Source organism: Pseudomonas sp. KK18 (assembly GCF_037094675.1).
In the GTDB taxonomy this organism is placed as follows: Bacteria; Pseudomonadota; Gammaproteobacteria; order Pseudomonadales; family Pseudomonadaceae; genus Aquipseudomonas.
Genome location: NZ_CP146605.1, coordinates 1,122,661 through 1,146,608 on the forward strand (window position 1 = coordinate 1,122,661; position 23,948 = coordinate 1,146,608).

Here is a 23,948-nt window from a genome sequence, read left to right on the forward strand (position 1 = left end):
CCCACATTTGATCGAGTCGAGCCAAACCCAGCGGTATATTGATATACCGTTTCGATCTAGCCAGCCCCCTCAATAGAATCAGGCGCTGTGCTAGCATGCCCCGCTCGAACACGGCCCGCTGGCCGTCCATAAGATCGTTTTTCCGTGAGTAACCATGGTCGACAAACTGACGCATCTGAAACAGCTGGAGGCGGAAAGCATCCACATCATCCGCGAGGTCGCCGCCGAGTTCGATAACCCGGTGATGCTCTACTCGATCGGTAAAGACTCCGCCGTGATGCTGCACCTGGCACGCAAGGCCTTTTTCCCGGGCAAGCTGCCGTTTCCGGTGATGCACGTCGACACCCGCTGGAAATTCCAGGAGATGTACAAGTTCCGCGACAAGATGGTCGAAGAGCTTGGTCTTGAGTTGATCACTCACGTCAACCCGGACGGGGTGGCGCAGGGCATCAACCCGTTCACCCACGGCAGCGCCAAGCACACTGACATCATGAAGACCGAGGGCCTGAAACAGGCGCTCGACAAGTATGGTTTCGATGCTGCATTCGGCGGTGCCCGTCGCGATGAAGAGAAATCCCGTGCCAAAGAGCGCGTGTACTCGTTCCGCGACAGCAAGCACCGCTGGGACCCGAAAAACCAGCGCCCGGAACTGTGGAACGTCTACAACGGCAACGTCAACAAAGGCGAGTCGATCCGTGTGTTCCCGCTGTCCAACTGGACCGAGCTGGATATCTGGCAGTACATCTACCTGGAAGGCATCCCGATCGTCCCGCTGTACTTCGCCGCCGAACGCGAAGTGATCGAGAAGAACGGCACGTTGATCATGATCGACGACGACCGCATCCTCGAGCACCTGTCCGACGAAGACAAAGCCCGAATCGTCAAAAAGAAAGTACGTTTCCGTACCCTTGGCTGCTACCCGTTGACGGGCGCGGTGGAGTCCGAAGCCGAGACGCTGACGGACATCATTCAGGAAATGCTCCTGACGCGAACTTCCGAGCGCCAGGGCCGTGTCATCGACCACGATGGTGCAGGCTCGATGGAAGATAAAAAACGTCAAGGCTATTTCTAAGGGGCTGTCATGTCGCATCAATCTGATTTGATCAGCGAGGACATCCTCGCTTACCTGGGCCAGCACGAGCGCAAGGAAATGTTGCGCTTCCTGACCTGTGGCAACGTCGACGACGGCAAGAGCACCCTGATCGGGCGCCTGCTGCACGACTCCAAGATGATCTACGAAGATCACCTGGAAGCCATCACCCGCGATTCGAAAAAATCCGGCACCACCGGTGACGACATCGACCTGGCGTTGCTGGTCGACGGCCTGCAGGCCGAGCGTGAGCAGGGCATCACCATCGACGTTGCCTACCGCTACTTCTCCACCGCCAAGCGCAAATTCATCATCGCCGACACCCCCGGCCATGAGCAGTACACCCGCAACATGGCCACCGGTGCCTCCACCTGTGACCTGGCGATCATCCTGATCGACGCCCGCTACGGCGTGCAGACCCAGACCCGTCGCCACAGCTTCATCGCCTCGTTGCTGGGCATCAAGCACATCGTGGTGGCCGTCAACAAGATGGACATCAATGGCTTTGACCAAAGCGTATTCGAGTCGATCAAGGCTGATTACCTGAAGTTTGCCGACGGTATCGCGTTCAAGCCGAGCACCCTGGCCTTCGTGCCGATGTCGGCGCTCAAGGGCGACAACGTGGTGAACAAGAGCGAGCGTTCGCCCTGGTACACCGGGCAGTCGCTGATGGAGATCCTCGAGACCGTCGAGATCGCCAATGACCGCAACTACACCGACCTGCGTTTCCCGGTGCAGTACGTCAACCGTCCGAACCTGAACTTCCGTGGTTTTGCCGGCACCCTGGCCAGCGGCATCGTGCACAAGGGCGACGAAGTCGTGGTGCTGCCGTCGGGCAAGAGCAGCCGCGTCAAATCCATCGTCACCTTTGAAGGTGAACTGGAAAACGCAGGTCCCGGCCAGGCCGTGACCCTGACCATGGAAGACGAAATCGACATCTCCCGTGGCGACCTGCTGGTGCATGCCGACAACGTGCCGCAAGTGACCGACGCTTTCGACGCCATGCTGGTGTGGATGGCTGAAGAACCGATGCTGCCGGGCAAGAAATACGACATCAAGCGCGCCACCAGCTACGTGCCGGGTTCCATCACCAGCATTGTGCATCGCGTGGATGTGAACACCCTGGAAGAAGGCCCGGCGAGCGCCTTGCAGTTGAACGAGATTGGCCGGGTCAAGGTCAGCCTCGACACGGTCATCGCCCTGGACGGTTACGCGAGCAACCGCACCACCGGTTCGTTCATCGTCATCGACCGTTTGACCAACGGCACCGTGGCTGCGGGCATGATCATCGCGCCGCCGGTGACCCATGGCAGCGCGGCGCAGCACGGCAAACTGGCTCACGTGGCCACCGAAGAGCGCGCCCAGCGCTTCGGCCAGCAACCGGCGACCGTGTTGTTCAGCGGCTTGTCGGGCGCCGGCAAAAGCACCCTGGCCTACGCGGTTGAACGCAAGCTGTTCGACATGGGCCGTGCGGTGTTTGTGCTGGACGGCCAGAACCTGCGCCACGACCTGAACAAGGGCTTGCCGCAGGACCGTGCCGGGCGTACCGAGAACTGGCGTCGTGCCGCGCACGTGGCGCGTCAGTTCAACGAAGCCGGCTTGCTGACGTTGGCGGCGTTTGTTGCCCCGGATGCTGAAGGGCGTGAACAGGCCAAGGCGCTGATCGGCGGTGATCGTTTGCTGACCGTGTACGTGCAGGCTTCGCCGCTGGTGTGTGCCGAGCGTGATCCGCAAGGTTTGTACGCGGCGGGCGGCGATAACATCCCGGGTGAGTCGTTCCCGTATGACGTACCGTTGAATGCGGACCTGGTGATCGACACCCAGGCGTTGTCGCTGGAAGACAGCGTCAAGCAAGTGCTGGACCTGCTGCGCCAGCGCGGCGCGATCTAAGCTTCACGCGCGCAAAAAAGCCCGCCATGTTGGCGGGCTTTTTTTATGGGGCCTTGGAAACAACTCGGTCAAATGGGGGAGCGGGCTTGCTCGCGAAAGCAGAGTGTCAGCCGCCACATGTATAGGCTGGCACACCGCATTCGCGAGCAAGCCCGCTCCCACATTTTGATCAGCGACTGGCGGGATAATCTGTGTGCAATTTGGCGAGCAGCACATCCTTCTCTTCCCACAACCGGTTGATCCAGCCCTGGAACGCCAACCGATATTCCCCGTCCTGCTCATAATTCTTGCCGATAAACTCGGCCGGAATCTGCACCTCTTCAAACTGCACGACAACGTCCTTCACATTCCCGCACAGCAAATCCCAATAACCGGGGCGCCCACCAGGATAGTGAATGGTCACGTTCACCAGCGACTTCAGCTGTTCACCCATGGCATCCAGCACAAAGGCAATGCCGCCGGCCTTGGGCTTGAGCAGGTAGCGAAACGGTGACTGTTGCTGTGCATGCTTGCCCGGGGTAAACCGCGTGCCTTCGGCAAAGTTGAAGATTCCCACCGGGTTGTGGCGAAACTTCGCGCAGGTCTTGCGGGTAGTTTCCAGGTCCTTGCCTTTCTTTTCCGGGTGCTTTTCCAGGTACGCCTTGGTGTAGCGCTTCATGAACGGGAAGCCCAGCGTCCACCACGCCAAGCCAATCACCGGGACCCAGATCAGCTCTTGCTTGAGGAAGAACTTCAGCGGGCGAATGCGCCGGTTGAGCACGTATTGCAGCACCATGATATCGACCCAGCTCTGGTGGTTGCTGGTCACCAGATATGAGTGTTCATAGTCCAGGCCTTCCAGGCCTTTCAGGTGCCAGCGGGTGCGTCGCACCAGGTTCATCCAGGCCTTGTTGTTGCTGATCCAGGCCTCGTGGGTCTGGTTCATCAGCCATTCACTGAAGCGTTTGGCAAACGGCAGCGCCTTGAACAGCGCCACGATAAACAGGAACGAGCACAGCAAAATCGTATTCAACGCCAGCAACAGCGAGGCGATCACCCCGCGCACGGCGGCAGGTAGAAAATCCAGCATTTAGACATCCATAGGTCGGTTGGCGGCTTGAATCGCGGTCAATGCGATCGTGTACACGATGTCGTCCACCTGCGCCCCGCGGGGCAGGTCGTTCACCGGTTTGCGCAGGCCTTGCAGCATTGGGCCCAGGCTGACGCAATCGGCACTGCGCTGTACGGCCTTGTGGGTGGTGTTGCCGGTGTTGAGATCCGGGAACACGAACACCGTGGCCTTGCCCGCCACCAGGCTGTTGGGCGCCAGTTGCCGGGCCACGCTTTCGTTGGCGGCGGCGTCGTACTGCAACGGGCCGTCGATCAGCAGCGAGCTTTGGGCTTCGTGGGCGAGCAGGGTGGCTTCGCGGACCTTCTCGACCTCCTCGCCCGTGGCCGAATCACCGCTGGAGTAACTGATCATCGCCACCCGTGGCGTGATACCGAATGCGGCGGCCGAGTCGGCGCTTTGCAGGGCGATTTCCGCCAGCTCCGCCGCGCTGGGGTGCGGGTTCATCACGCAGTCGCCGTATACCAGCACTTGCTCGGGGAACAGCATGAAAAATACCGACGAGACCAGGGTGCAGCCCGGCGCGGTCTTGATCAGTTGCAAGGCCGGGCGAATGGTATTGGCAGTGGAGTGGATGACGCCGGAGACCAGGCCGTCCACTTCATCCAGAGCGAGCATCATGGTGGCGATCACCACGGTGTCTTCCAGTTGCTGCTCGGCCATCGGCGCGTTGAGGCTTTTGGTTTTGCGCAGGGCCACCATCGGCTCGACGTAGCGCTGGCGAATCAGGTCCGGGTCGAGAATCTCCAGGCCTTCGGGCAGTTCGATGCCATGGGCGCGGGCTACGGCTTCCACGTCGGCCGGCTTGGCCAACAGTACGCAACGGGCGATCCCGCGTGCCTGGCAGATGGCGGCGGCCTGCACGGTCAGCGGCTCGCTGCCTTCGGGCAACACGATGCGCTTGTTGGCCGCCTGGGCGCGCTGGATCAGTTGATAACGGAACACCGCCGGCGACAGGCGCATCTCCCGCGGCGTGCCGCAGCGTTGGTGCAGCCAGCGGGCGTCGAGGTGGCTGGCGACGAAATCGGTGATGATCTCCGCACGTTCGCGGTCATCAATCGGGATTTCCTTGTTCAGGCTGTTGAGCTGGTTGGCGGTGTCGTAGGAGCCAGTGCTCACCGACAGCACCGGCAAACCGGCCTGGAACGCGCCCCGGCACAGGTCCATGATCCGTGGGTCGGGCAGGGTGTCACTGGTCAGCAGCAGGCCGGCCAACGGCACGCCGTTGATGGCGGCCAGGCTGACAGCGAGGATGATGTCGTCGCGGTCGCCGGGGGTCACCACCAATACGCCGGGCTTGAGCAGCTCCACAGTGTTACGCATGGTGCGGGCGCAGATGATGATTTTGGTCATGCGCCGGGTTTCGTAGTCACCGGCGTTGAGGATCTGCGCGCCCATCAGGTCGGCCACGTCGCGGGTGCGCGGGGCGTTGAGTTCCGGCTGGTAGGGGATGCAGCCCAACAGGCGGAAATCGCCGCTGCGCAACAGAGGCGAATGCTCTTTGAGCCGCGCCGAGAAGGCTTCCATGCTTTCGTCGGTGCGCACCTTGTTGAGGATCACACCCAGCACTTTTGGATCTTTCGGGCCGCCGAACAGCTGGGCCTGCAATTCCACGCGGCCGGAGAGTTCGGTCAGCACTTCGTTTTCCGGGGCCGAGACCAGGATCACCTCGGCGTCCAGGCTCTTGGCCAGGTGCAGGTTGACCCGGGCCGCATAGCTGGCGCTGCGGGTCGGCACCATGCCTTCGACGATCAGCACGTCCTTGCCCACGGCGGCTTGCTGGTAAAGGGTGATGATTTCTTCCAGCAGCTCGTCGAGCTGGCCGTCGCCGAGCATCCGTTCGACATGGGCCAGGCCCAGAGGCTGGGGCGGTTTCAGGCCGTGGGTGCGGGCGACCAGCTCGGTGGAGCGCTCGGGGCCGGTGTCGCCGGGGTGCGGCTGGGCAATCGGTTTGAAGAAGCCGACTTTCAGCCCGGCCCGTTCAAGGGTGCGCACCAGCCCAAGGCTGATGGAGGTCAGACCCACACCAAAATCGGTGGGCGCGATAAAAAAAGTCTGCATGCGAATTCTCTGGAGGTGCATGGCTTCGGTGGCGGCCTATGGCTGGCCGCCTACCGGGAATCAGGTGCCAAGGTTATCTTTATCTGAGCCTTGCGCACACCAGCCGCACGTAAAGGGCTTGTCTATTTTTTCAAGGCGTTGCGCCGGGTCCGTGACCCAGGCCCGGGACTGCCAGGGTGGCTGGTGGCGCAGGTGCTGGGTGTGGCCGCAGGAAAGCTCGACGACCCAGTGCCGGTCTTCGTCCTGGTGAAATCCGACGACCGTCGGGTCAGTTGTTCGACCCCGTCCGTCCGGGTTGTGTTCGCTTTCGGGCAAATCCTTGTTTAGACTTGTCCGTTCTTCATTCTTCTGCAAAAGGTCTCGCCCCATGCCGATCGCCGCCAATAAGGCTGTCTCCATTGACTATACCCTGACCAACGACGCTGGTGAGGTCATCGACAGTTCTGCCGGCGGCGCGCCGCTGGTCTACCTGCAAGGTGCAGGTAACATCATCCCGGGCCTGGAAAAGGCCCTGGAAGGCAAAGAGGTCGGTGACGAACTGACCGTTGCCGTAGAACCTGAAGATGCCTACGGCGAATACGCTGCCGAACTGGTCAGCACCCTGAGCCGCAGCATGTTCGAAGGTGTCGACGAGCTGGAAGTGGGCATGCAGTTCCACGCTTCCGCTCCGGACGGCCAGATGCAAATCGTCACCATCCGTGACCTGGACGGCGACGATGTGACCGTCGACGGCAACCACCCGCTGGCTGGCCAGCGCCTGAACTTCCAGGTGAAGATCGTCGCTATCCGTGACGCTTCCCAGGAAGAAGTGGCCCACGGCCACGTGCACGGCGAAGGTGGTCACCACCATTAATTGACTGAGCGACGCTCTGTCAGTTGGAAAAAGGCGCCTTCGGGCGCCTTTTTCATTTGGCGGCTATTCTTGCCGACTTGGCGGCTGTAATCTCGAATGGCCGTTACGAAGAACATGGGATATCTGGAGTTCGTCATGAGTGCTTTCCACGACCTTAAACTCAAAGCCCTGGATGGTCAGGAGCTGCCTCTGGCGCCCTTCAAGGGGCAAGTCGTGCTGGTGGTCAACGTCGCCTCCAAATGTGGGTTGACCCCACAGTACGCCGCGCTGGAAAACCTCTATCAGCAATACAAAGACCAGGGTTTCACCGTACTCGGGCTGCCGTGCAATCAATTTGCCGGGCAGGAACCGGGTACTGAAGAAGAAATCCAGGAATTCTGCAGCCTCAACTACGGCGTGACCTTTCCCCTGGGCAGCAAGCTTGAGGTGAATGGCCACGATCGCCACCAGCTGTATCGATTGCTGGCGGGCGAGGGCGCCGAATTTCCCGGGGACATCACCTGGAACTTCGAGAAATTCCTGTTGGGCAAGGACGGCCGGGTGCTGGCGCGTTTCTCGCCGCGTACACCGCCGGATGACCCCTCCATTATTCAGGCGATCGAAAAAGCATTGAGCTGATACTTTCAGCATTGTCGAGTGAGTTTCTGTGGCAAGGGAGCTTCCTGTGGCGAGGGAGCTTGCTCCCGCTGGGCTGCGAAGCAGCCCCATGCCCTCCCGCTTTTACCCCTTAATCACCCCAATCAATAGTGCTATCCAACACGCTGCACACTCCATATTATCCACATCATAAATTCCTTTCCGATGGAGTGCTCCCATGCCTGTCCAAGCTTTGTTCAAACCGTTCCAGCTCGGTGCACTGCAACTGCCGAGTCGCGTGGTCATGGCGCCGATGACCCGTTCCTTTTCTCCGGGTGGCGTGCCCAACTCCAAAGTGATCGAGTACTACCGCCGCCGCGCCGCCGCCGGTGTCGGCCTGATCATCACCGAAGGCACCGTGGTCGGCCACCCGGCTTCCAACGGCTACCCGAACGTCCCGCACTTCTACGGTGAAGCCGCCCTGGCCGGCTGGAAGAAAGTAGTCGACGCGGTACATGCCGAAGGCGGCAAGATCGTTCCGCAACTGTGGCATGTGGGCAGCGTACGGCGCATCGGCACCGAGCCGGATGCCAGCGTCCCGGCTTACGGCCCCACCGAAAAACTCAAGGACGGCAACGTCGTCGTCCACGGCATGACCGTGCAAGACATCAAGGACGTGATCGCCGCGTTCGCCCAGGCTGCCAAGGATGCCCAGAGCATCGGCATGGACGGCGTTGAAATCCACGGCGCCCATGGCTACCTGGTGGACCAGTTCTTCTGGGAAGGCACCAACCAGCGCACCGACGAATACGGCGGCAGCCTGGCCAACCGTTCGCGTTTCGCCATCGAATTGATCCAGGCCGTCCGCGCCGCCGTGGGCCCGGACTTCCCGATCATCCTGCGTTTCTCCCAGTGGAAGCAGCAGGACTACACCGCGCGCCTGGTGCAAACCCCGGAAGCCTTGGGTGAATTCCTCAAGCCGCTGTCTGACGCTGGCGTGGATATTTTCCACTGCTCCACCCGCCGTTTCTGGGAACCGGAATTCGAAGGCTCCGAGCTGAACCTGGCCGGCTGGACCCGCAAGCTCACCGGCAAGCCGACCATCACCGTGGGCAGCGTCGGCCTGGATGGCGAGTTCCTGCAGTTCATGGTCAACACCGACAAAGTGGCGCAACCCGCCAGCCTGGAAAAACTGCTGGAGCGCCTGAACAACGACGAGTTCGACCTGGTCGCTGTGGGCCGTGCGCTGCTGGTGGATCCGGATTGGGCACTGAAGGTTCGCGAAGGCCGTGAAGGCGACATCCTGCCGTTCAGTCGTGAGGCGTTGACGACGTTGGTGTAAGGGGCGACAGGGCGGGCACCGGTTGCTCGTCCTCGCACACCCCGCGTAATTGGCGCTCAAACTGCTCGATAATCGCCGGCCAACCCTGACGGCTGGCGTGTTGCCGGGCATTGAGCCGCACCCGGCGCAAGCTCTCGCGCTCTTCCAGCAGCCAATTGGCCGCATCGCAAAACGCTTCTTCATCCCCCGGCATCGCCAGCACGCCGCTGTAGCCATGGCGAATGTGCTGGGTTGCGGCCGCCTGGTCGTATGCCACCACGCCCAACCCTGAAGCCATGGCCTCCAGCACCACGTTGCCGAAGGTTTCGGTCAGGCTGGGAAACAGGAACACATCCCCGGACGCGTAATGCCGGGCCAGTTCCTCACCGCGCAAGGTGCCGCAGAAAATCGCCTCCGGCAGTTCCTTTTCCAGCATCGCCCGTTGCGGGCCATCGCCGACGATGATCAGTTTCATCTGGCGCAGTGGATACGTGTCCTGCAGCGTCTCGAAACAGCGCTTGAGTAACCCGAGGTTTTTTTCCTGGGCCAGGCGGCCGACATGCAGCACGGCAGTTTGCTCACTGGTCAGTGCCCAGCTTTCACGCAACGCATTGTCGCGTTTGGCCGGGTGAAACAGCTGGCTGTCGACACCGCGCGCGAGCATGCCCAGGCGCTCGAAATGGCGCCGCTCCAGCTCCAGTCGCTGGCTGGCGCTGGGCACCAGGGTCAGGGTCGAGCGGTTATGGAACCAGCGCAGATAGTGGGTCAGCACCCGGCTCAGCATGCCCAGGCCGTACTGGTTGGAATACTGCTGGAAGTTGGTGTGAAAGCCACTCACCACGCTGATCCCCAGGCGCCGCGCCGCCCGCAACGCCGACAAACCCAGCGGCCCTTCCGTGGCGATATACAACACATCCGGGCGCTGGCGGGTCCAGCGCCGCAACAGCTTGTGCATCGACGACTGGCCCCATTGCAGCCCCGGATAACCCGGCAAAGGCCAGCCGCGGCAAAGCATCAGGCCATCGTCACTGGGCCGGCTCTGGTCGCTGCCCTGGCGCGGGCGAACCAGTTCGACTTGATGCCCACGCGCGCGCAAACCTTCACACAGGCGGCCAAGGGTATTGGCCACCCCGTTGATCTCTGGCGGGAAGGTTTCGGTGATCAGGGTGATGTGGAGCGAAGCTGTCGTCATGACCCACAGTGTCGGCGTGGGCCATGTCGTCATTGTGTCTTTTGGATGATGGATTTGTGACGGCTCAGGCCTTTTTAATGGCCATGGCCTCGGCGCCCTGCTCACGCACCCAGAACAACGTCGCCCCGGCCACCGCCGCCGGCATCATCAGCAGGTTGACCACTGGCACCAGCAGCACCAGGTAGACGATGCCGCCGAAGCTCATGCTCTGCCAGCGCTTCTGGCGCAGCCAGGCGAGCATTTCGTTCCAACCCAGCTTGTGGTTGTCGGCCGGGTAGTCGATGTACTGGATCGCCATCATCCACACACCAAACAGCAGCCACAGCGGTGCTGCCACCAGATTGACCACCGGGATGAACGACAGGATAAACAGGCCGATGGCCCGGGGCAGGAAGTAACCCAGTTTGCGCATTTCCCGGGCCAGGGTGCGCGGGACCATGGCCGCCAGTTCGCCCCAGCTGAACGCCGGGAAATCATCGGTGCCGCGCACCACCACTTCAACCTTTTCCGACAGAAAGCCGTTGAACGGCGCGGCGATGATGTTGGCAAGCATGGTGAAGGTGAAAAACACCATCAGCACCACCAGCACCACAAACAAAGGCCACAACAGGTAATTGAGGAAGCTCAGCCAGCTCGGCAGCGTCGGCATGAGTGTGTCGACCCACAGGCTGAACTGATGGCCGGCGAAGTAGATCAATCCGACGAACAGGATCAGGTTGATTGCCAGCGGCAGCAGCACAAACAGCCGCAGGCCGGGGCTGAGTACCAGTTTGAGACCTTCGCGCAGGTACTGTGGGCCTGAAAGAACGGGGGCGGGCATGGATAACTCCGGGCAATAGGGGCGAACGCGCCGACCTTACCGGCTTTGGGAGTACCGGGAAAGCACGGCCCGCATCGCGACATTAACGGTAACAAAGGTGTCGATTAATAGAGGGCATGGGATAGAGACCACCTATGAGCTGGATTGTTAATCCGTATTTCCTTAATCTTGCCTCCCTCTATACGCTGCACCCATTATTTTCAGGATCTGCGAGTTCAAGCCTTCCCCAAGTGCTTCGCGGTCCTTTTTTATTCCAGCCGTTCTGTAGTCCGGGCGGTCGATAGGAGTGAGTCATGTCTGATACCCGTCATTCGCGAGTGATTATTCTCGGTTCCGGCCCTGCCGGTTACAGCGCTGCCGTCTACGCTGCCCGGGCCAACCTCAAGCCGTTGCTGATCACCGGCATGCAAGCGGGCGGCCAGTTGACCACCACCACTGAAGTCGACAACTGGCCGGGCGACGTCCACGGCCTGACCGGCCCGGTGCTGATGGAGCGCATGAAAGAGCACGCGGAGCGTTTCGAAACCGAGATCGTGTTTGATCACATCAACAAGGTCGACTTCTCCAAGAAGCCTTACAGCCTGACCGGCGACAGCGGCGTGTACACCTGTGACGCGCTGATCATCGCCACCGGCGCCAGCGCTCGTTACCTGGGCCTGCCGTCGGAAGAAGCGTTCATGGGCAAGGGCGTTTCCGCCTGCGCAACCTGCGACGGTTTCTTCTACCGCAACAAGCCAGTGGCTGTGGTCGGTGGCGGCAACACCGCGGTGGAAGAAGCGCTGTACCTGGCCAACATCGCCAGCACCGTGACCCTGGTTCACCGCCGCGAGACCTTCCGCGCCGAGAAGATCCTGATCGACAAGCTGCATGCCCGCGTGGCCGAAGGCAAGATCATCCTCAAGCTCAACGCCACCCTGGATGAAGTCCTGGGCGACAACATGGGCGTGACCGGTGCTCGCCTGAAGAACAACGACGGCAGCTTCGACGAGCTGAAAGTCGACGGCGTGTTCATCGCCATCGGCCACACTCCGAACACCTCGTTGTTCGAAGGCGTGCTGGATGCCAAAGATGGTTACCTGATCGTGCAAGGCGGCCGTGAAGGCAATGCGACGGCCACCAACATCGAAGGTATCTTCGCTGCCGGTGACGTGGCCGACCACGTGTACCGCCAGGCGATCACCTCCGCCGGCGCCGGTTGCATGGCGGCACTGGATGCCGAGCGTTACCTCGACGGTTTGAAGGACGCTTCGTTCTAAACCGTAGAAACAAAAAAACCGGCTGCGAGGCCGGTTTTTTTATGCACGGGATTTGATGATCACCGCAGTCCAAATGTGGGAGCGGGCTTGCTCGCGAAAGCGGTGTGTCAGTCACCCGATGTATTGACTGACACTCTGCTTTCGCGAGCAAGCCCGCTCCCACATTTTGATCTATGTCTGACTCAGGATTTGCGGGTCAGTGGCTGTGCGGCAAACTTCACACCCGCCAACCCATGCTCGATCAGCGCACGAATGTTGCCATGGTCATTGCCTTCAGGCGTGGCCAGCACCGAACGGTAATGCTCGCCAAACGCCAACAGCGCTTCCTGGTCGCTCAAGCCTTCCAGCAGCGCCAGGCCCAGGGTCTTGCACGAACCTTCGTTCTGCCCGGCGGCGTTTTCCACGCTGCCATTGGTGAACGCTTGTGGCTGGTAGTCGTAACCGGCAGCTACAAAGGCCAGGGTATCGGCAAAAACATGTTTGCCACTGTTGAGGCTGGCGCGCAGGGTGTTCAGGTCAGTCATGGGTTTTTCCTTTGGCGAATGCCGCTTGCTGTTCGGCACTGGCTTCTTGCTGGTATTGGGCTTTCCACTCGGCGTACGGCATGCCGTACACCACTTCACGGGCGTCATCGAGGCTCAGCTCGATCTGGCGCTCGTCGGCCTCGGCCTTGTACCACTTGGACAAGCAGTTGCGGCAGAAGCCCGAGAGGTTCATCAGGTCGATGTTCTGCACATCCTTGCGGCTGTCCAGGTGGGCCACCAGCCGGCGGAAGGCGGCGGCTTCGAGTTCGAGGCGTTGTTGATCGTTCATGATGCTCACTGCAAAGGTAAGGGTTAGCGACTGGCCGCCAGGGTGATCGACACCGATTCGGCAAAACGCAACGCATGGGGTTTGTCGACTTCGACTTCGGCGTACAGCACCGATGTATTGCTCATCACCAGGTCGAGGATCTCCTGGGTCAGGCGCTCCAGCAGGGCAAAGCGATTGCCTTCCACATGGGCGATGATCGCCTTGGTGATGGTGCGGTAGTTCAGCGCGTGGTCGATGTCGTTGTCGCGCACGGCTTCCTGGGCGGCATACAGGATGGTCAGGTTGATCAACACATCCTGCTTGTTGAGGATTTCATCCTCGTTGATCCCGATAAACGTGCGCAGGCACAGGTCCTTGACCCGGATGCGCGCCATGCCTGGCTGAAGTTGTGGCATTGCTACTTGCTCCGTCCAATCAGTTGCAGGAACTCCATGCGCGTGGTGTTCGACTCGCGGAAGGCGCCGAGCATCACCGAGGTGTTCATGGTTGAATTCTGTTTTTCGACACCGCGCATCATCATGCACATGTGCTTGGCTTCGATCACCACCGCCACGCCGGCGGCCTGGGTCACCGTCTGGATGGCGTCGGCGATTTCCCGCGTGAGGTTTTCCTGGATCTGCAGGCGACGGGCGAACATGTCGACGATACGCGCCAGCTTCGACAGGCCGAGCACCTTGCCGGTCGGAATATAGGCCACATGGGCCTTGCCGATAAAGGGCAGCAGATGATGCTCGCACAGCGAATACAGCTCGATGTCCTTGAGGATCACCATCTCGTCGTTGTCGGAGGCAAACAGCGCACCGTTGACGATTTCTTCCAGGTTCTGCTCGTAGCCGTGACACAGGTACTGCATGGCCTTGGCGGCACGCTTTGGCGTGTCGAGCAAACCCTCGCGCTCGGGGTCTTCACCCAGGCCCTTGAGGATCTCGCGGTAGTGGTGGGGCAGGGACAAAGTCATACAACATCCTCGCAAACGGCTTACTTGATATGCCGCCCGCCGTTGACGGTCAGGGTGGTACCGGTGACATACGGGTTATCCAGCAGGTAGCGCACGCTCTGGTAAATCACCTCGGGGCCGGGCTCGATGCCCAGTGCCGCCTTGGCCAGGACCTTGGCGCGGTAAGCCGCGTCGTCGCCCTCGTTGAACATCACCATTGCCGGGGCAATGCCGTTCACCTTGATATCCGGTGCAAGCTGCGCGGCAAACGACAAGGTCAGGCTGTCGAGCCCGGCCTTGGTGGCGCAGTAGGCAATGTGCTGGCGGCTGCCCTTGCGGGTCACGTCATCGCTGATGTGCACGATATCCGCAGGCGTGGAGCGTTGCAGCAGGTAAGCACAATGCAGGTTGATCAGGTACGGCGCAAGCATGTGCACGCTGAACATGTCGGTAAAGGCGCGGCTCTCGTCGCCGGGCGCTTCCGCCACCCAGACCGAGGCATTATGAATGATCGCCCGCAGGCTTTGGGTGTGCGTCTTCAGTTCGTCGATGAAGGCGAGAATACCGGTCTCGTTGGAGAAGTCGGCAAACACACCGATCGCACCGCGTTCGCGCAAGGCTTGCACGCCGGGACGTTCGCTGCGGTAGCTGAAAATCACTGGCTGCCCTTCGTCCAGCAGGCGCTGGGCGCAATGCAGGCCGACGCGCTGGCCGGCACCGGTGATCAGGATCGGGGCGGGTGTTGAAGACATGGGAGGCTCGAATCGCTGGCAGGCTAAAACTATACCAGCGAGCGGCCTCCCTTGTACTCAAGCAGCGGCTTCGGTGGCCTTTACCCGGGCTGGCGCCGGATGCAGCCAACCGGCCAGCAGGTGGGTCGACAACGGGATAAAGAAGTAAACCATCAATGGCGTGAGCGCGAGGGTGCTGACCAGCACACGGCTCAACAACCCCAACTCGCTGAGCAGCGGCTCAAGGCCGAAGTTGAACAGCAGCGACACCGGGAAAAATGCCAGCCAGATGGCCACGGCCTGCTTCCAGCGCGGCGGACGTGCGGCGGCGGCGCCAAACCAGCCGTCGATACCGCGTACGCGATGCTCCGACGGCGCAGCAAACAGCTCACTGCCACGCCCGAGCCATGCGCCACGGGAGGCGGAAAACTCCCACGCATGCAGGGTTTTTTCGTCGGCGAAGCGGAAAATAATCTGGAATTCGTCATCGTTGGGCGGCGGTGCAAGCACGCCTGAACCCAGGTAACCGGGGAAGTCCGTGGCCAATTGCTCGCCTTCGCGCAGCCAGGCCATCAACTCTTCATAGCGACCCTTGGCCACGCGGCGCGCGACCATCAGGGTGACGGGGGAGGTAGACATTGTGTATCTCCATAAGGATCAGGTGCACTGGGCCGGGTAGGCGGCGCACGAACGAAGCTGCGGGGTAAGCAGCCACGTTGAAAAAACAGGCAAGGATTATTCCTGTTTTGCAGAAATACACCAGCGACATTGGTCGGCTTGTCGAAGACCTTGAATCGGAGAGCTGTATGGGCGTTAAATGGGATCCAAGTTCCTGACAGTATATTGATGCCCTGATGTCTGTAATGACTGCTCCACGTCCCGAAATGGCCCTTGGCAACCCTGCCGATTCCGATGAGCTGTTTCCGATTCGCGAAGTCGCGAGATTGACAGGCATCAACCCTGTCACCTTGCGTGCCTGGGAACGGCGTTACGGGCTGATCCACCCGGTTCGCACCGAAAGTGGGCACCGCCTGTATTCGCGCACCGATATCGAGACCGTTCATCGCATTCTTGACTGGATCGAGCGTGGCGTGGCCGTGAGCAAGGTCGGCAAGATCCTCGCCCGCGACGATCATCAAGTCGAAGCGGCGGCTGCTTCGCCGGCAGGTGCAGAGCATGAGTGGGCCCAATGGCAGGCGCAGTTGCGAACGGCCGTCGGTGCCTTCGACGACCGGCAACTGGACCGGTTGTATGGCCAGATTTTCGCTGCCTACCCGGTCGCGGTGGTGTTCCAGGACATCCTGATGCCCCTCTGGCAGCAACTGTTGCGACATCAGGGGTTGTTTGGACAAACCAGTGAATGGCTGTTTTTTGATGGATTTCTGCGCAGCCGAACCTGGAAACGCCTGCAGATAGGCTGTGCCTCAGCGGCGCCGCGGGTATTGCTGGCGGCCATTGCGGGGGAGTGCCGAGAGCTGGAGTTGTTGGTCGCAGGCCTGTTGATGAGCGGTGACGAGTTGGCGGTCAAGGTCCTGGCTGTGGGCCAGCCGATGGATGAATTGACCCTTGTCTGTGAAAAAACCAGGCCACAAGCCCTTGTGGTGTTCTCCAATCACTCGCCGGCCAATGGCTTGCCTCGGCGCCTTGAACGGCTGGCCCTGACCCTGGATTGCCCGCTGTTGCTGGCCGGCGATGCGGCGGAGTTGGCGCAGGAACAACTGGCGGGTTCATCCGTCGGCTGCCTGGGTAACGAAGGGCGATTGATGCAGCGCCGCTTGCAGCAGTTTCTGCGCGGTAACCTGGATACCTGACTTCAGGCGTGGACTTCGGGGTGAAAAAGGCGATGTTGCTGCAGGATAAACTGGCGCAGGCGCTCGGTCTCATCCACATCGTTCTGGCTCAGGCGGTAGGCGAACAATCCTCGGGCAGTTTCCCGTTCCAGCGTGCCCCGCACCGAAATGCGCTCGTACCCGGACGGACTGAACCACAGCGAAAAGGTTCTTGGCGCCTTGATCCGCCCGCGAATTTCCACCAGCAATCCCTTGAATGACACCTCATGTACCCACAGCGCACCGGGCTGGCCCTTGATGTTTTCCAGCGGCACCGGCTCTTCGAGCGCCAGGCGCCACGGGCGGATCATCGGCCCGTCTTCGAAAATACTCGGTACACCCAGCCGCAGATGCACGGCATGAAACTCGTCTTCCACCAATTGCAGCGGAAACGTCATTTGCTGGTTGTCGAATTGGGCCTGGAGGGTGACATGGTCATGGGCGGCCAGGCGGGTGAGCAGATCTCGAATCTGCGCACCGCCATTGACCGTCAGGCTCGACGACGCGTCCCGCACATTGAGTTGCGGGTTATGGTGCATGGTCTGAATAAAATCCAGCTCGTCCTGCGTCAAAAGCGCGTCGCGTTGCATTGATCTTGCTCAAGAAAAAGGTATTAAAACGCCATTATCTCTTTAAAGACCGCGTTTTCTAGTTTTTGTTAGATCCGCTCGTCGCCTTGAGTGCCGCAAGCTCCGCCTTGAGGTCAGCCAACTGGGCTTCCAGTTGCGCGACACGCTGCTGGGCCTTGACCTGAACGGTCACATCCTTCTGCACGCCGACCACATAGGTCTGTTTGTCGGCCGGGTTGTAAACCGTCGATAACGACAGCTCGTTCCAAAAATGTGTGCCGTCCTTGCGGTAATTGCGCAGGATTTCCCGGCAGGCGCCGCCACTCTCCAGGGCTTCGCGAATCGCCATCAGGCCCGGCTGGTCACGGTCACCCGATTGCAGGAAGCGGCAATCCTGATAGAGGATTTCGTCGAGGGTGTAGCCGGTCATGCGCTCGAACGCCGGGTTTACGTAAATCAGTGGCATATCCTTGCCTTCGCGCTCGGCGATAACGATGCCGTCGTTGGAAGCGTTGATCACCAGTTGCATCAGCTTGGCGTTAATCATTGAGCGGTCCATGGCTTGTAGTTGGAGTTTGCAGTTTAAGACATGCCGGCGGCCTGTCCATGGGCCCCAGCTGTTAATATCCCAGGCTTTTAGTCAGCTACAGGATCAGATTGATGAAAGTCGCCATCCTTTCCGGCTCGGTGTACGGCACGGCTGAAGAAGTCGCCCGTCATGCTGCAAGCATCCTCAACGCTGCCGGCTTCGACGCCTGGCACAACCCGCGCGCCACCCTGGCCGATGTGCAGGGTTTTGCCCCCGAGGCCTTTTTAGCCGTGACCTCCACCACCGGCATGGGCGAATTGCCCGATAACCTGCAACCGCTGTATTCGACCATTCGCGACCAACTGCCGGCCGCCTGGCGCGGACTACCAGGCGCGGTGATCGGGCTGGGCGACGCCAGCTATGGCGACACCTTCTGCGGGGGCGGCGAGCAAATGCGCGAGCTGTTTGCCGAGTTGGGCGTGCACGAAGTGCTGCCGATGCTGCGCCTGGACGCCAGCGAAAGCGTGACCCCGGAAGCCGACGCCGAGCCGTGGCTGGCCGAGTTGGTTACTGCACTGCGCGGTTGACCGGGAACTCGCGCAATAACGCCAGCCAGGCCTGGGCGGCTTTCGACAGGTAGGCACCCTCACGCCAGATAAAGGCAATGTCCCAGCGCAGGTAGTCCGGCGCCTTGAGTGTCAGGCGCACCACGCCGGGCCTTACCAGGCCCCGGGCTACTACGCTGGGCAGCAGCACCACGCCTTGGCCGGCGGCCACCAGGGCCGCAAGGAAATCCGCCTGGCCGCTGCGACCACTTTCCTTCGGGGTGAAGCCCAGTTGCTGACAGGCCTGTAGCAGGCGGTCGTTCAACACAAAACTGCGCTGATACATCAGGAACGGCGTGTCAGCCAACTCCTCCAGGCGGATCTGCGCGTTATCGGCCAATGGATGGTCCATCGGCAGCAGGGCGTCCAGCGGTTCATCGCAGAATGCCTGCCAGGCGAATGCCGGGTCGCTGGGCATCAGGCTGCCGCCCACTTCCAGCTCTCCGCTCAAGATCGCCTGCTCGATATTGCGGCTGCCGCCTTCCAGCAACTGGATGGTGACGTTCGGATAACGCCGGCGGTATTCGGCAAACAGCCCGGCGAACAACGTGTCGCCGCCCAACTGCGGCAGGCCCATGCGCAACTCGCCACGGGTCAACTGATTCAAGTCATCCAGCTCACTGAGCAACTCGGTTTGCTGGCGCAGCATGGCCTCCGCCCGCTGCAGCACCACGTGTCCGGCAGCCGTCAGGCGAATCTGCGAACCCAGGCGATCCAGCAGCGGCGTGCCCAGGCTTTGCTCCAGTTGTGCCACCTGCTTGCTGACGGCGGACTGGCTGATGTGCAGGGTTTTGCCGGCCTGGGTAAAGCCGCCGCGGTGGATCACTTCGACAAAGCTGCGCAGCTGTTTAAATTCCATCGACATGATTCCAGTTTGGAATAGCTTGCAGTCTAACAATTCGCTGTGGGGATGCCAGGCGCCTCTTTAAAATGGGTGCCCTGGGAGGACCCAAAGCTCATGAAACGTTTCACCTTCAAAGTCGTCGGTCGGTTGTTGACTGAACTGATTGTGCTGCTGGCCATATATTTTCTGGGCTGCCAATTGGCCGCCTGGCTGAGCTGGCCTATTCCCGGTGGTGTGGTCGGCCTGGGCCTGTTGTTGCTGACCTTCGCCACTGGCCTGGTCAAGCCGGCGGCCCTGCAATTGGGCGCCGGTGTGTTGATGGCGGAGATGCTGCTGTTCTTCATTCCTGCGTTGATGAGCCTCTTGGACTACGGCGGCCTGGTAAAGCACGACGGCTGGCGGATCATGTTGGTCATCGGCTTCAGCACCTTGTCGGTGATGCTGGTGACTGCGTTTACCGTGGAATTCGTCTGCCGCTGGAAGCTGCGCCATGAAGCTTGAGCTGATGCCGATGTTCTGGCTGGCGCTGACCCTCGGTGCCTACGGCTTCAGCCGCTGGATCTACCGGCGCACCGGGCGCTACCTGCTGTCGCCGCTGATCCTGGTGCCGGCGCTGCTGCTGGCGGTGGCCGTGCCGATGAAAACCGCCTATGCCGAATACGCCACCGACACCCACTGGCTGATGCTGGTGCTGGGCCCGGTGACCGTGGCGTTCGCGATTCCGATCTGGCAACAGCGCCAATTGCTGATGCGCCACTGGTCAGCGTTATTGCTGGGGATGGTCGCGGGCAGTGCGGCGTCCATCGCCACTTCGTATGGCCTGGCCAAGGCCCTCGCTCTCGACAGCTCGGTGACGATGTCGTTGGTGCCCCGTTCGATCACCACCCCGTTCGCGATGCCGGTGTCTTCCGACCTGGGCGGCGTGCCGGAACTGACGGCGGTGTTCGTGATGTTCACCGGGGTGTTTGGCGCCATGCTCGGCGGCGTACTGCTCAAGTGGTTGCCGTTGCGCACGCCATTGGCTCGTGGCGCATTGTTTGGCGTGGGCGCTCATGGCGCGGGTGTCAGCCGGGCTCATGAAGTGGGCGGCGAGGAAGGCTCCGTGGCGGGCCTGGTAATGGTGCTGACCGGGTTGCTCAACCTGTTCGCCGCGCCTTTATTGGCGTCGCTTCTCTGACACGCGCAGAACAAAATCGAACTATCCTCAGGACTGACCCGTTCGGTCATCAAGCTGGCTGCCAATGCAACTACGGCGGCCTCGAGGTCTGACTAGACTGCCTCTTCACTCAAAAAAACAATAATAAGCGCGCCAAGGAGGTCATTGCCGTGAGCCTAGCCACTGTTCAATCGACACACAGTGTAAAAGACCAGGTCAGCGCGGCCGAATGGCAGGCCCGCGTCGACCTCGCCGCGGGCTATCGCCTGGTGGCGATGCATGGTTGGGATGACCTGATTTTCACCCACATCTCGGCCAAGGTGCCGGGCACCGAAGACTTCCTGATCAACCCCTACGGGCTGATGTTCCACGAGATCACCGCGTCGAGCCTGGTGAAGGTCGACCAGGCCGGCAACAAACTGATGGACAGTCCCTACGAGGTCAACCCGGCGGGCTACACCATCCACAGTGCGGTGCACGAAGTACGGCACGATGTGGTCTGCGTGCTGCACACCCACACCGCTTCCGGCATTGCCGTCTCCGCGCAGAAACAGGGCGTGCTGCCCATCAGCCAGCAATCGTTGTTCGTGTTGTCCAGCCTGGCCTATCACGCCTACGAAGGTGTGGCGCTGAACCACGAGGAAAAGGCCCGCTTGCAGGCCGACCTTGGCGAAAACAATTTCCTGATGCTGCACAACCACGGTTTGCTGACTTGTGGTGGGAGCATCGCCGATACGTTCCTGATGATGTTCATCTTCCAGCGCACCTGCGATATCCAGGTGATGGCGCAGAACGGTGGCGCTGAACTGATCAGCATTGCGCCGCAGATATTGGCCGGTGCCCGGGCGATGATCGCTGGGGTCACCAAAAGCGCTCAGGGCATGGGCGGCGCGCTGGCGTGGCCGGCGTTGCTGCGCAAACTCGATGCACTCGACCCCGGGTATAAAAGCTGATGCCACTCGCCGAGATCCCGCTGCGCATCTGGCGCCAGCGTGCCCAGAGCTTTGAGTTTCGCGGCCGCACCATTCGGTACTGGGTGGCGGGGCAGGGCGAGCCGTTGCTGCTGATCCATGGTTTTCCCACGGCCAGTTGGGATTGGCATTACCTCTGGCAGCCGTTGGCCCAGCGCTATCAAGTGATTGCCTGCGACATGCTGGGGTTTGGCGATTCGGCCAAGCCGCTGGACCACACCTATTGCCTGCTGGAGCAGGCGGACTTGCAACAGGCGTTGCTGGAGCATCTTTGGGTGCAGCAGCCGGTGCATGTGCTGGCTCATGATTACGGTGACAGTGTTGCGCAGGAATTGTTGGCGCGGCATTACGAAGGGCGGTTTCAGATGGCCAGTGGTGTGTTTCTCAACGGTGGGTTGTTTCCGGAGACGCATCGTCCGGCGTTGGTGCAGAAGCTGTTGCTGAGCCCGTTGGGGTGGATGATCGGGCGGGCGTTTGGGCGTAATGCGCTGGCCAATAGTTTCGGGCAGATTTTCGGGCCGGCGACTCGGCCCAGTGAGAGTGCGCTGGATGATTTCTGGAGCTTGATCGAGAGCCAGGATGGGCCGCGGATTTTGCACAAGTTGATTGCGTATATTCCTCAGCGTCGGCGGCAGCGGGATCGATGGGTGGCGGCCATGCAGCGGGGGGAGGTGCCGTTGCGGGTGATCGATGGGGAGGTTGATCCGATTTCCGGGGGGCATATGGTTCAGCGTTATCGTGAGCTGGTGCCGCACGCGGATACGGTGTTGCTGGCGAATATTGGGCACTACCCGCAGATTGAGGCGCCGGTGCAGGTGTTGAAGCATTATCTGGCGTTTCGGGAGGGGCTTGGGGTTGGGGCTGCTCGGGTGGCTTATTCTTGATTGGGGTTGAGTACATATCCGTTATTTAGGTAACGGCGGCTTATGGTTCCGCTCTTACAGCGGGTCACTTTTGAAAAGCGTGTACGGACCGGACACATGGTGGACACATGTGCGGGGACATGGTTGACACATTATGAACCGTAATCAGGCTGTTTCACGTCGATCGTTCGCAAAAAATGATGGCAGAAATAGACGTCAAATAGCCCGTCACTCTCAGTGTTGGGACGTAGTGCGATGTGATGTCCGGCCAGGCCTTTGGCGATCCTGAAATAGCGCTTCTGAAACTTAAATCGGCTGTGATAAACCTTGGCCTTTAAATCGTCCGGCCCGTACTCAAACGCCAAAAGCGTCTCCGGATAAGCCCAGGGGCTTTCTCGGTATCGGTCCATTGGAACCTTGTAATCCAGGGCTTGATGAGGGCGTTGATGGTTATAAACCTCTCGCCATTGATCAAGATTTGTTTGCGCTTCTGCAAGCGTCCGAAAATGGCGGCCGTTGAGCACTTCAGCCTTGAGTGACCGATGAAATCGTTCGATTTTCCCATTGGTTTGAGGGTGGAAAGGCCGACTGAAACTTACTCTGATACCTAGGCGAACGAGCCAGATACTCAGTTCCGTGATCTCCCCCGGATTACGCGGAGAGCCCCATGGGGGCCCGTTATCGACGTTGATGCGAGCTGGTAAACCGTAGCGCCGAAAAACCGCGATCAACTGCTCCTGTACCGTGGCTGTGCGCTCGTTGGCACAGGCTTTGATTGCCAAGTTGAAACGAGAATGGTCGTCCAAAACAGTTAGCGGATGGCATCGGCCTTGTTGCGTTGGGAAATGCCCTTTGAAATCCATCTGCCAAAGATCATTGGGCGCGTCGTGTTCAAACCTCAACCTTGCTGCCTGTAACTCTTTTGGGACCGTTTGAACCAAACCATGGCGATGTAAGACATTGGTGACAGTGCTAGGAGCGATACGCTTATCTAACAGATTGCTGATCGTGCGGCCGCCCCAGGCTGGATGCTCCCGCCTAATTGCCAAGACTTCAGTCTCCAGCGCGGGCTCGGTAAGTTTTGGGCTAGTGGCTGGCCTGCGGGATTTCTCCAGCAGACCTTGCTGGCCTTGTTCTTCGTAGCGACCGAGCCACTTGTACGCGGTTTGGGGACTGATACCGAACCGTCGACACAGTTCTCGTTTATTGCTGCCGGGTTGCCGGGCTAAGGCAACGAACTCTTTTTTCAGGCTCATGGCGTCTCTCGTATTCCAGGGCATGATGGTTTTCCGGCGTAGTTAGCTCGCCGAAAAGTGTCAACCATGTCCCCGTACACCCGTCAACCATGTGTCCGGTCCGTACAAAAAGCGCAAAAGTAACCAAAACGCTCTGCCCCGCCTGTCGGCACCTCGCCTAGGCTCGGTGTTCCCTCACTCCGGCATTGCTCCGCGGGCCGCCGCGACGGGCCATCCATGGCCCGGCGCGGCTAAACCGGCGTCCTGCCGGTTTACCCGCTCCGCAATACCTGCGTTCGGCCTCGGGCTTATTGGGGCAGTCAGAGCAAGATCAAAATCAAAAGCACGGCGGCCTGAGAGCCGACCTGAGTGTTAAAAGCAAAGGCAAGATCCAGAGCGAAAACAGAGCTGCTTTTCTGTGGGAGCGGGCTTGCTCGCGAAAAACCTGAGACCGCCGCGTTCATCCAGAATGCCCGCGTTATCGTTAACGACCTTCGCGAGCAAGCCCGCTCCCACATTTTTGACCGTGCCCGCTTTAGATTTTGATTTGGCTTTTGCTCTTTAACACTCAAGCCGGCCGGTAGGCCGCTGTGCTCTTGCTTTTGATCTTGATCTTGGGCGCCCCGTTAAACCACGCTGGCCGAACGCAGGCTTTGGAGCGTGGGTAACCCGGCAGGACGCCGGGTTAGCCGTCCTGGG

General features: G+C 60.4%; 27 protein-coding genes. 12 read left to right on the plus strand and 15 right to left on the minus strand.

Translation table 11 applies throughout. The features are described from left to right. Positions 1 to 154: 154 nt before the first annotated feature. Positions 155 to 1,072 (plus strand): sulfate adenylyltransferase subunit CysD, encoded by a 918-nt coding sequence (gene cysD / locus V6607_RS04835; protein WP_003208447.1) that lies wholly within the window; start codon positions 155 to 157, stop codon positions 1,070 to 1,072. A gap of 9 nt (positions 1,073 to 1,081) precedes the next feature. Then, on the plus strand, positions 1,082 to 2,980 hold the full coding sequence (gene cysN / locus V6607_RS04840) for a sulfate adenylyltransferase subunit CysN (RefSeq protein WP_003208449.1): 1,899 nt from the start codon (positions 1,082 to 1,084) through the stop codon (positions 2,978 to 2,980). 169 nt (positions 2,981 to 3,149) lie between these two features. Here the strand turns inward: cysN and V6607_RS04845 are convergent, their stop codons facing one another. The 3 genes from V6607_RS04845 to V6607_RS04855 are packed head-to-tail and all read right to left on the minus strand — an operon-like array spanning position 3,150 to position 6,548. Then, positions 3,150 to 4,049: an acyltransferase gene (locus tag V6607_RS04845; protein ID WP_102606073.1), complete on the minus strand. Its 900-nt coding sequence runs from the start codon at positions 4,047 to 4,049 to the stop codon at positions 3,150 to 3,152. After that, complete coding sequence (gene pta, locus V6607_RS04850) at positions 4,050 to 6,149, minus strand: phosphate acetyltransferase (protein ID WP_003208454.1); 2,100 nt, start codon at positions 6,147 to 6,149, stop codon at positions 4,050 to 4,052. Between the two features lie 60 nt (positions 6,150 to 6,209). After that, on the minus strand, positions 6,210 to 6,548 hold the full coding sequence (locus V6607_RS04855; protein ID WP_003208456.1) for a DUF3565 domain-containing protein: 339 nt from the start codon (positions 6,546 to 6,548) through the stop codon (positions 6,210 to 6,212). Here V6607_RS04855 and V6607_RS04860 point away from each other — a divergent pair. The 3 genes from V6607_RS04860 (at position 6,517) to V6607_RS04870 (ending at position 8,920) form a co-directional block, all read left to right on the plus strand. Then, positions 6,517 to 7,002 carry a peptidylprolyl isomerase gene (locus V6607_RS04860; RefSeq protein WP_003208457.1) on the plus strand — a complete coding sequence of 162 codons (486 nt, stop codon included), beginning with the start codon at positions 6,517 to 6,519 and terminating at the stop codon, positions 7,000 to 7,002. The genes V6607_RS04855 and V6607_RS04860 overlap by 32 nt on opposite strands. A 135-nt stretch (positions 7,003 to 7,137) precedes the next feature. After that, a complete protein-coding gene (locus V6607_RS04865; protein WP_003208462.1) occupies positions 7,138 to 7,620 on the plus strand; it encodes a glutathione peroxidase in 483 nt (160 codons plus the stop codon). A 196-nt stretch (positions 7,621 to 7,816) separates the two neighbouring features. Next, positions 7,817 to 8,920, plus strand: coding sequence for an NADH:flavin oxidoreductase (locus tag V6607_RS04870; protein WP_003208465.1), 1,104 nt, complete (start codon positions 7,817 to 7,819; stop codon positions 8,918 to 8,920). Here V6607_RS04870 and V6607_RS04875 read toward each other — a convergent pair. Then, a complete protein-coding gene (locus V6607_RS04875) occupies positions 8,889 to 10,091 on the minus strand; it encodes a glycosyltransferase family 1 protein (RefSeq protein WP_134325756.1) in 1,203 nt (400 codons plus the stop codon). The two genes, V6607_RS04870 and V6607_RS04875, sit on opposite strands and share 32 nt — an antisense overlap. Before the next feature lie 64 nt (positions 10,092 to 10,155). Next, positions 10,156 to 10,911 (minus strand): sulfate transporter CysZ, encoded by a 756-nt coding sequence (gene cysZ / locus V6607_RS04880; protein WP_003208468.1) that lies wholly within the window; start codon positions 10,909 to 10,911, stop codon positions 10,156 to 10,158. Between the two features lie 293 nt (positions 10,912 to 11,204). Here cysZ and trxB point away from each other — a divergent pair, with 293 nt between their 5' ends. After that, positions 11,205 to 12,167, plus strand: coding sequence for a thioredoxin-disulfide reductase (gene trxB, locus V6607_RS04885; protein WP_003208470.1), 963 nt, complete (start codon positions 11,205 to 11,207; stop codon positions 12,165 to 12,167). A gap of 182 nt (positions 12,168 to 12,349) precedes the next feature. Here the strand turns inward: trxB and V6607_RS04890 are convergent, their stop codons facing one another. From V6607_RS04890 to V6607_RS04915, 6 genes are read right to left on the minus strand one after another with little or no spacing between them, the layout of a single operon-like run. After that, positions 12,350 to 12,691 carry a HopJ type III effector protein gene (locus tag V6607_RS04890; RefSeq protein WP_134325757.1) on the minus strand — a complete coding sequence of 114 codons (342 nt, stop codon included), beginning with the start codon at positions 12,689 to 12,691 and terminating at the stop codon, positions 12,350 to 12,352. Further along, the gene (locus V6607_RS04895) at positions 12,684 to 12,980 is read right to left on the minus strand and encodes a DUF1244 domain-containing protein (protein WP_008432302.1); all 297 of its coding nucleotides are present in this window, start codon (positions 12,978 to 12,980) and stop codon (positions 12,684 to 12,686) included. Before V6607_RS04895 ends, V6607_RS04890 begins: the two co-directional genes overlap by 8 nt. A 23-nt stretch (positions 12,981 to 13,003) precedes the next feature. Continuing rightward, positions 13,004 to 13,375, minus strand: a complete 372-nt coding sequence (folX, locus tag V6607_RS04900) for a dihydroneopterin triphosphate 2'-epimerase (RefSeq protein WP_003208474.1) — start codon at positions 13,373 to 13,375, stop codon at positions 13,004 to 13,006. 2 nt (positions 13,376 to 13,377) lie between these two features. Further along, entirely contained in the window at positions 13,378 to 13,938 is a 561-nt protein-coding gene (gene folE / locus V6607_RS04905; protein ID WP_134325758.1) for a GTP cyclohydrolase I FolE, read from the minus strand. A gap of 20 nt (positions 13,939 to 13,958) precedes the next feature. Then, positions 13,959 to 14,669, minus strand: coding sequence for a dihydromonapterin reductase (folM, locus tag V6607_RS04910; protein ID WP_134325759.1), 711 nt, complete (start codon positions 14,667 to 14,669; stop codon positions 13,959 to 13,961). Positions 14,670 to 14,726: 57 nt separating this feature from the next. Further along, positions 14,727 to 15,287, minus strand: coding sequence for an antibiotic biosynthesis monooxygenase (locus V6607_RS04915; protein ID WP_008432309.1), 561 nt, complete (start codon positions 15,285 to 15,287; stop codon positions 14,727 to 14,729). Positions 15,288 to 15,532: 245 nt separating this feature from the next. Between V6607_RS04915 and V6607_RS04920 the strand changes: the two genes are divergently transcribed. After that, a complete protein-coding gene (locus V6607_RS04920) occupies positions 15,533 to 16,459 on the plus strand; it encodes a MerR family transcriptional regulator (RefSeq protein ID WP_003208481.1) in 927 nt (308 codons plus the stop codon). A gap of 2 nt (positions 16,460 to 16,461) precedes the next feature. On the opposite strand, the gene V6607_RS04925 is transcribed toward V6607_RS04920, so the two are convergent. After that, complete coding sequence (locus V6607_RS04925; RefSeq protein ID WP_003208483.1) at positions 16,462 to 17,067, minus strand: hypothetical protein; 606 nt, start codon at positions 17,065 to 17,067, stop codon at positions 16,462 to 16,464. A 58-nt stretch (positions 17,068 to 17,125) separates the two neighbouring features. After that, positions 17,126 to 17,593, minus strand: coding sequence for a PAS domain-containing protein (locus V6607_RS04930; protein ID WP_008432316.1), 468 nt, complete (start codon positions 17,591 to 17,593; stop codon positions 17,126 to 17,128). A 113-nt stretch (positions 17,594 to 17,706) separates the two neighbouring features. On the opposite strand from V6607_RS04930, the gene V6607_RS04935 reads away from it, so the two are divergent. After that, positions 17,707 to 18,162, plus strand: coding sequence for a flavodoxin (locus V6607_RS04935; RefSeq protein ID WP_003208486.1), 456 nt, complete (start codon positions 17,707 to 17,709; stop codon positions 18,160 to 18,162). Here V6607_RS04935 and V6607_RS04940 read toward each other — a convergent pair. Further along, positions 18,143 to 19,039 (minus strand): LysR family transcriptional regulator, encoded by an 897-nt coding sequence (locus V6607_RS04940; protein WP_134325760.1) that lies wholly within the window; start codon positions 19,037 to 19,039, stop codon positions 18,143 to 18,145. The two genes, V6607_RS04935 and V6607_RS04940, sit on opposite strands and share 20 nt — an antisense overlap. Positions 19,040 to 19,138: 99 nt before the next feature. Here V6607_RS04940 and V6607_RS04945 point away from each other — a divergent pair, with 99 nt between their 5' ends. The 4 genes from V6607_RS04945 to V6607_RS04960 all read left to right on the plus strand — a co-directional run bounded on the left by V6607_RS04945 (position 19,139) and on the right by V6607_RS04960 (position 22,035). Next, complete coding sequence (locus tag V6607_RS04945; RefSeq protein ID WP_087693754.1) at positions 19,139 to 19,525, plus strand: CidA/LrgA family protein; 387 nt, start codon at positions 19,139 to 19,141, stop codon at positions 19,523 to 19,525. Beyond that, positions 19,515 to 20,201: an LrgB family protein gene (locus V6607_RS04950; RefSeq protein WP_102368140.1), complete on the plus strand. Its 687-nt coding sequence runs from the start codon at positions 19,515 to 19,517 to the stop codon at positions 20,199 to 20,201. Before V6607_RS04945 ends, V6607_RS04950 begins: the two co-directional genes overlap by 11 nt. A 149-nt stretch (positions 20,202 to 20,350) precedes the next feature. Then, complete coding sequence (locus V6607_RS04955; protein WP_134325761.1) at positions 20,351 to 21,133, plus strand: class II aldolase/adducin family protein; 783 nt, start codon at positions 20,351 to 20,353, stop codon at positions 21,131 to 21,133. After that, complete coding sequence (locus tag V6607_RS04960; protein WP_134325762.1) at positions 21,133 to 22,035, plus strand: alpha/beta fold hydrolase; 903 nt, start codon at positions 21,133 to 21,135, stop codon at positions 22,033 to 22,035. Before V6607_RS04955 ends, V6607_RS04960 begins: the two co-directional genes overlap by 1 nt. 131 nt (positions 22,036 to 22,166) lie before the next feature. Here V6607_RS04960 and V6607_RS04965 read toward each other — a convergent pair whose 3' ends face one another. Next, positions 22,167 to 23,294, minus strand: coding sequence for an IS481 family transposase (locus V6607_RS04965; RefSeq protein WP_338739149.1), 1,128 nt, complete (start codon positions 23,292 to 23,294; stop codon positions 22,167 to 22,169). Between the last annotated feature and the right edge of the window lie 654 nt (positions 23,295 to 23,948).

Excerpts from the sequence above, each read along its gene's own strand:
- cysD (WP_003208447.1), top strand. The coding sequence starts at position 155 with ATGGTCGACAAACTGACGCATCTGAAACAGCTGGAGGCGGAAAGCATC.
- cysN (WP_003208449.1), top strand. The coding sequence starts at position 1,082 with ATGTCGCATCAATCTGATTTGATCAGCGAGGACATCCTCGCTTACCTG.
- V6607_RS04845 (WP_102606073.1), bottom strand. The coding sequence starts at position 4,049 with ATGCTGGATTTTCTACCTGCCGCCGTGCGCGGGGTGATCGCCTCGCTG.
- pta (WP_003208454.1), bottom strand. The coding sequence starts at position 6,149 with ATGCAGACTTTTTTTATCGCGCCCACCGATTTTGGTGTGGGTCTGACC.
- V6607_RS04860 (WP_003208457.1), top strand. The coding sequence starts at position 6,517 with ATGCCGATCGCCGCCAATAAGGCTGTCTCCATTGACTATACCCTGACC.
- V6607_RS04855 (WP_003208456.1), bottom strand. The coding sequence starts at position 6,548 with ATGGAGACAGCCTTATTGGCGGCGATCGGCATGGGGCGAGACCTTTTG.
- V6607_RS04865 (WP_003208462.1), top strand. The coding sequence starts at position 7,138 with ATGAGTGCTTTCCACGACCTTAAACTCAAAGCCCTGGATGGTCAGGAG.
- V6607_RS04870 (WP_003208465.1), top strand. The coding sequence starts at position 7,817 with ATGCCTGTCCAAGCTTTGTTCAAACCGTTCCAGCTCGGTGCACTGCAA.
- V6607_RS04875 (WP_134325756.1), bottom strand. The coding sequence starts at position 10,091 with ATGACGACAGCTTCGCTCCACATCACCCTGATCACCGAAACCTTCCCG.
- cysZ (WP_003208468.1), bottom strand. The coding sequence starts at position 10,911 with ATGCCCGCCCCCGTTCTTTCAGGCCCACAGTACCTGCGCGAAGGTCTC.
- trxB (WP_003208470.1), top strand. The coding sequence starts at position 11,205 with ATGTCTGATACCCGTCATTCGCGAGTGATTATTCTCGGTTCCGGCCCT.
- V6607_RS04890 (WP_134325757.1), bottom strand. The coding sequence starts at position 12,691 with ATGACTGACCTGAACACCCTGCGCGCCAGCCTCAACAGTGGCAAACAT.
- V6607_RS04895 (WP_008432302.1), bottom strand. The coding sequence starts at position 12,980 with ATGAACGATCAACAACGCCTCGAACTCGAAGCCGCCGCCTTCCGCCGG.
- folX (WP_003208474.1), bottom strand. The coding sequence starts at position 13,375 with ATGCCACAACTTCAGCCAGGCATGGCGCGCATCCGGGTCAAGGACCTG.
- folE (WP_134325758.1), bottom strand. The coding sequence starts at position 13,938 with ATGACTTTGTCCCTGCCCCACCACTACCGCGAGATCCTCAAGGGCCTG.
- folM (WP_134325759.1), bottom strand. The coding sequence starts at position 14,669 with ATGTCTTCAACACCCGCCCCGATCCTGATCACCGGTGCCGGCCAGCGC.
- V6607_RS04915 (WP_008432309.1), bottom strand. The coding sequence starts at position 15,287 with ATGTCTACCTCCCCCGTCACCCTGATGGTCGCGCGCCGCGTGGCCAAG.
- V6607_RS04920 (WP_003208481.1), top strand. The coding sequence starts at position 15,533 with ATGGCCCTTGGCAACCCTGCCGATTCCGATGAGCTGTTTCCGATTCGC.
- V6607_RS04925 (WP_003208483.1), bottom strand. The coding sequence starts at position 17,067 with ATGCAACGCGACGCGCTTTTGACGCAGGACGAGCTGGATTTTATTCAG.
- V6607_RS04930 (WP_008432316.1), bottom strand. The coding sequence starts at position 17,593 with ATGATTAACGCCAAGCTGATGCAACTGGTGATCAACGCTTCCAACGAC.
- V6607_RS04935 (WP_003208486.1), top strand. The coding sequence starts at position 17,707 with ATGAAAGTCGCCATCCTTTCCGGCTCGGTGTACGGCACGGCTGAAGAA.
- V6607_RS04940 (WP_134325760.1), bottom strand. The coding sequence starts at position 19,039 with ATGGAATTTAAACAGCTGCGCAGCTTTGTCGAAGTGATCCACCGCGGC.
- V6607_RS04945 (WP_087693754.1), top strand. The coding sequence starts at position 19,139 with ATGAAACGTTTCACCTTCAAAGTCGTCGGTCGGTTGTTGACTGAACTG.
- V6607_RS04950 (WP_102368140.1), top strand. The coding sequence starts at position 19,515 with ATGAAGCTTGAGCTGATGCCGATGTTCTGGCTGGCGCTGACCCTCGGT.
- V6607_RS04960 (WP_134325762.1), top strand. The coding sequence starts at position 21,133 with ATGCCACTCGCCGAGATCCCGCTGCGCATCTGGCGCCAGCGTGCCCAG.
- V6607_RS04965 (WP_338739149.1), bottom strand. The coding sequence starts at position 23,294 with ATGCCCTGGAATACGAGAGACGCCATGAGCCTGAAAAAAGAGTTCGTT.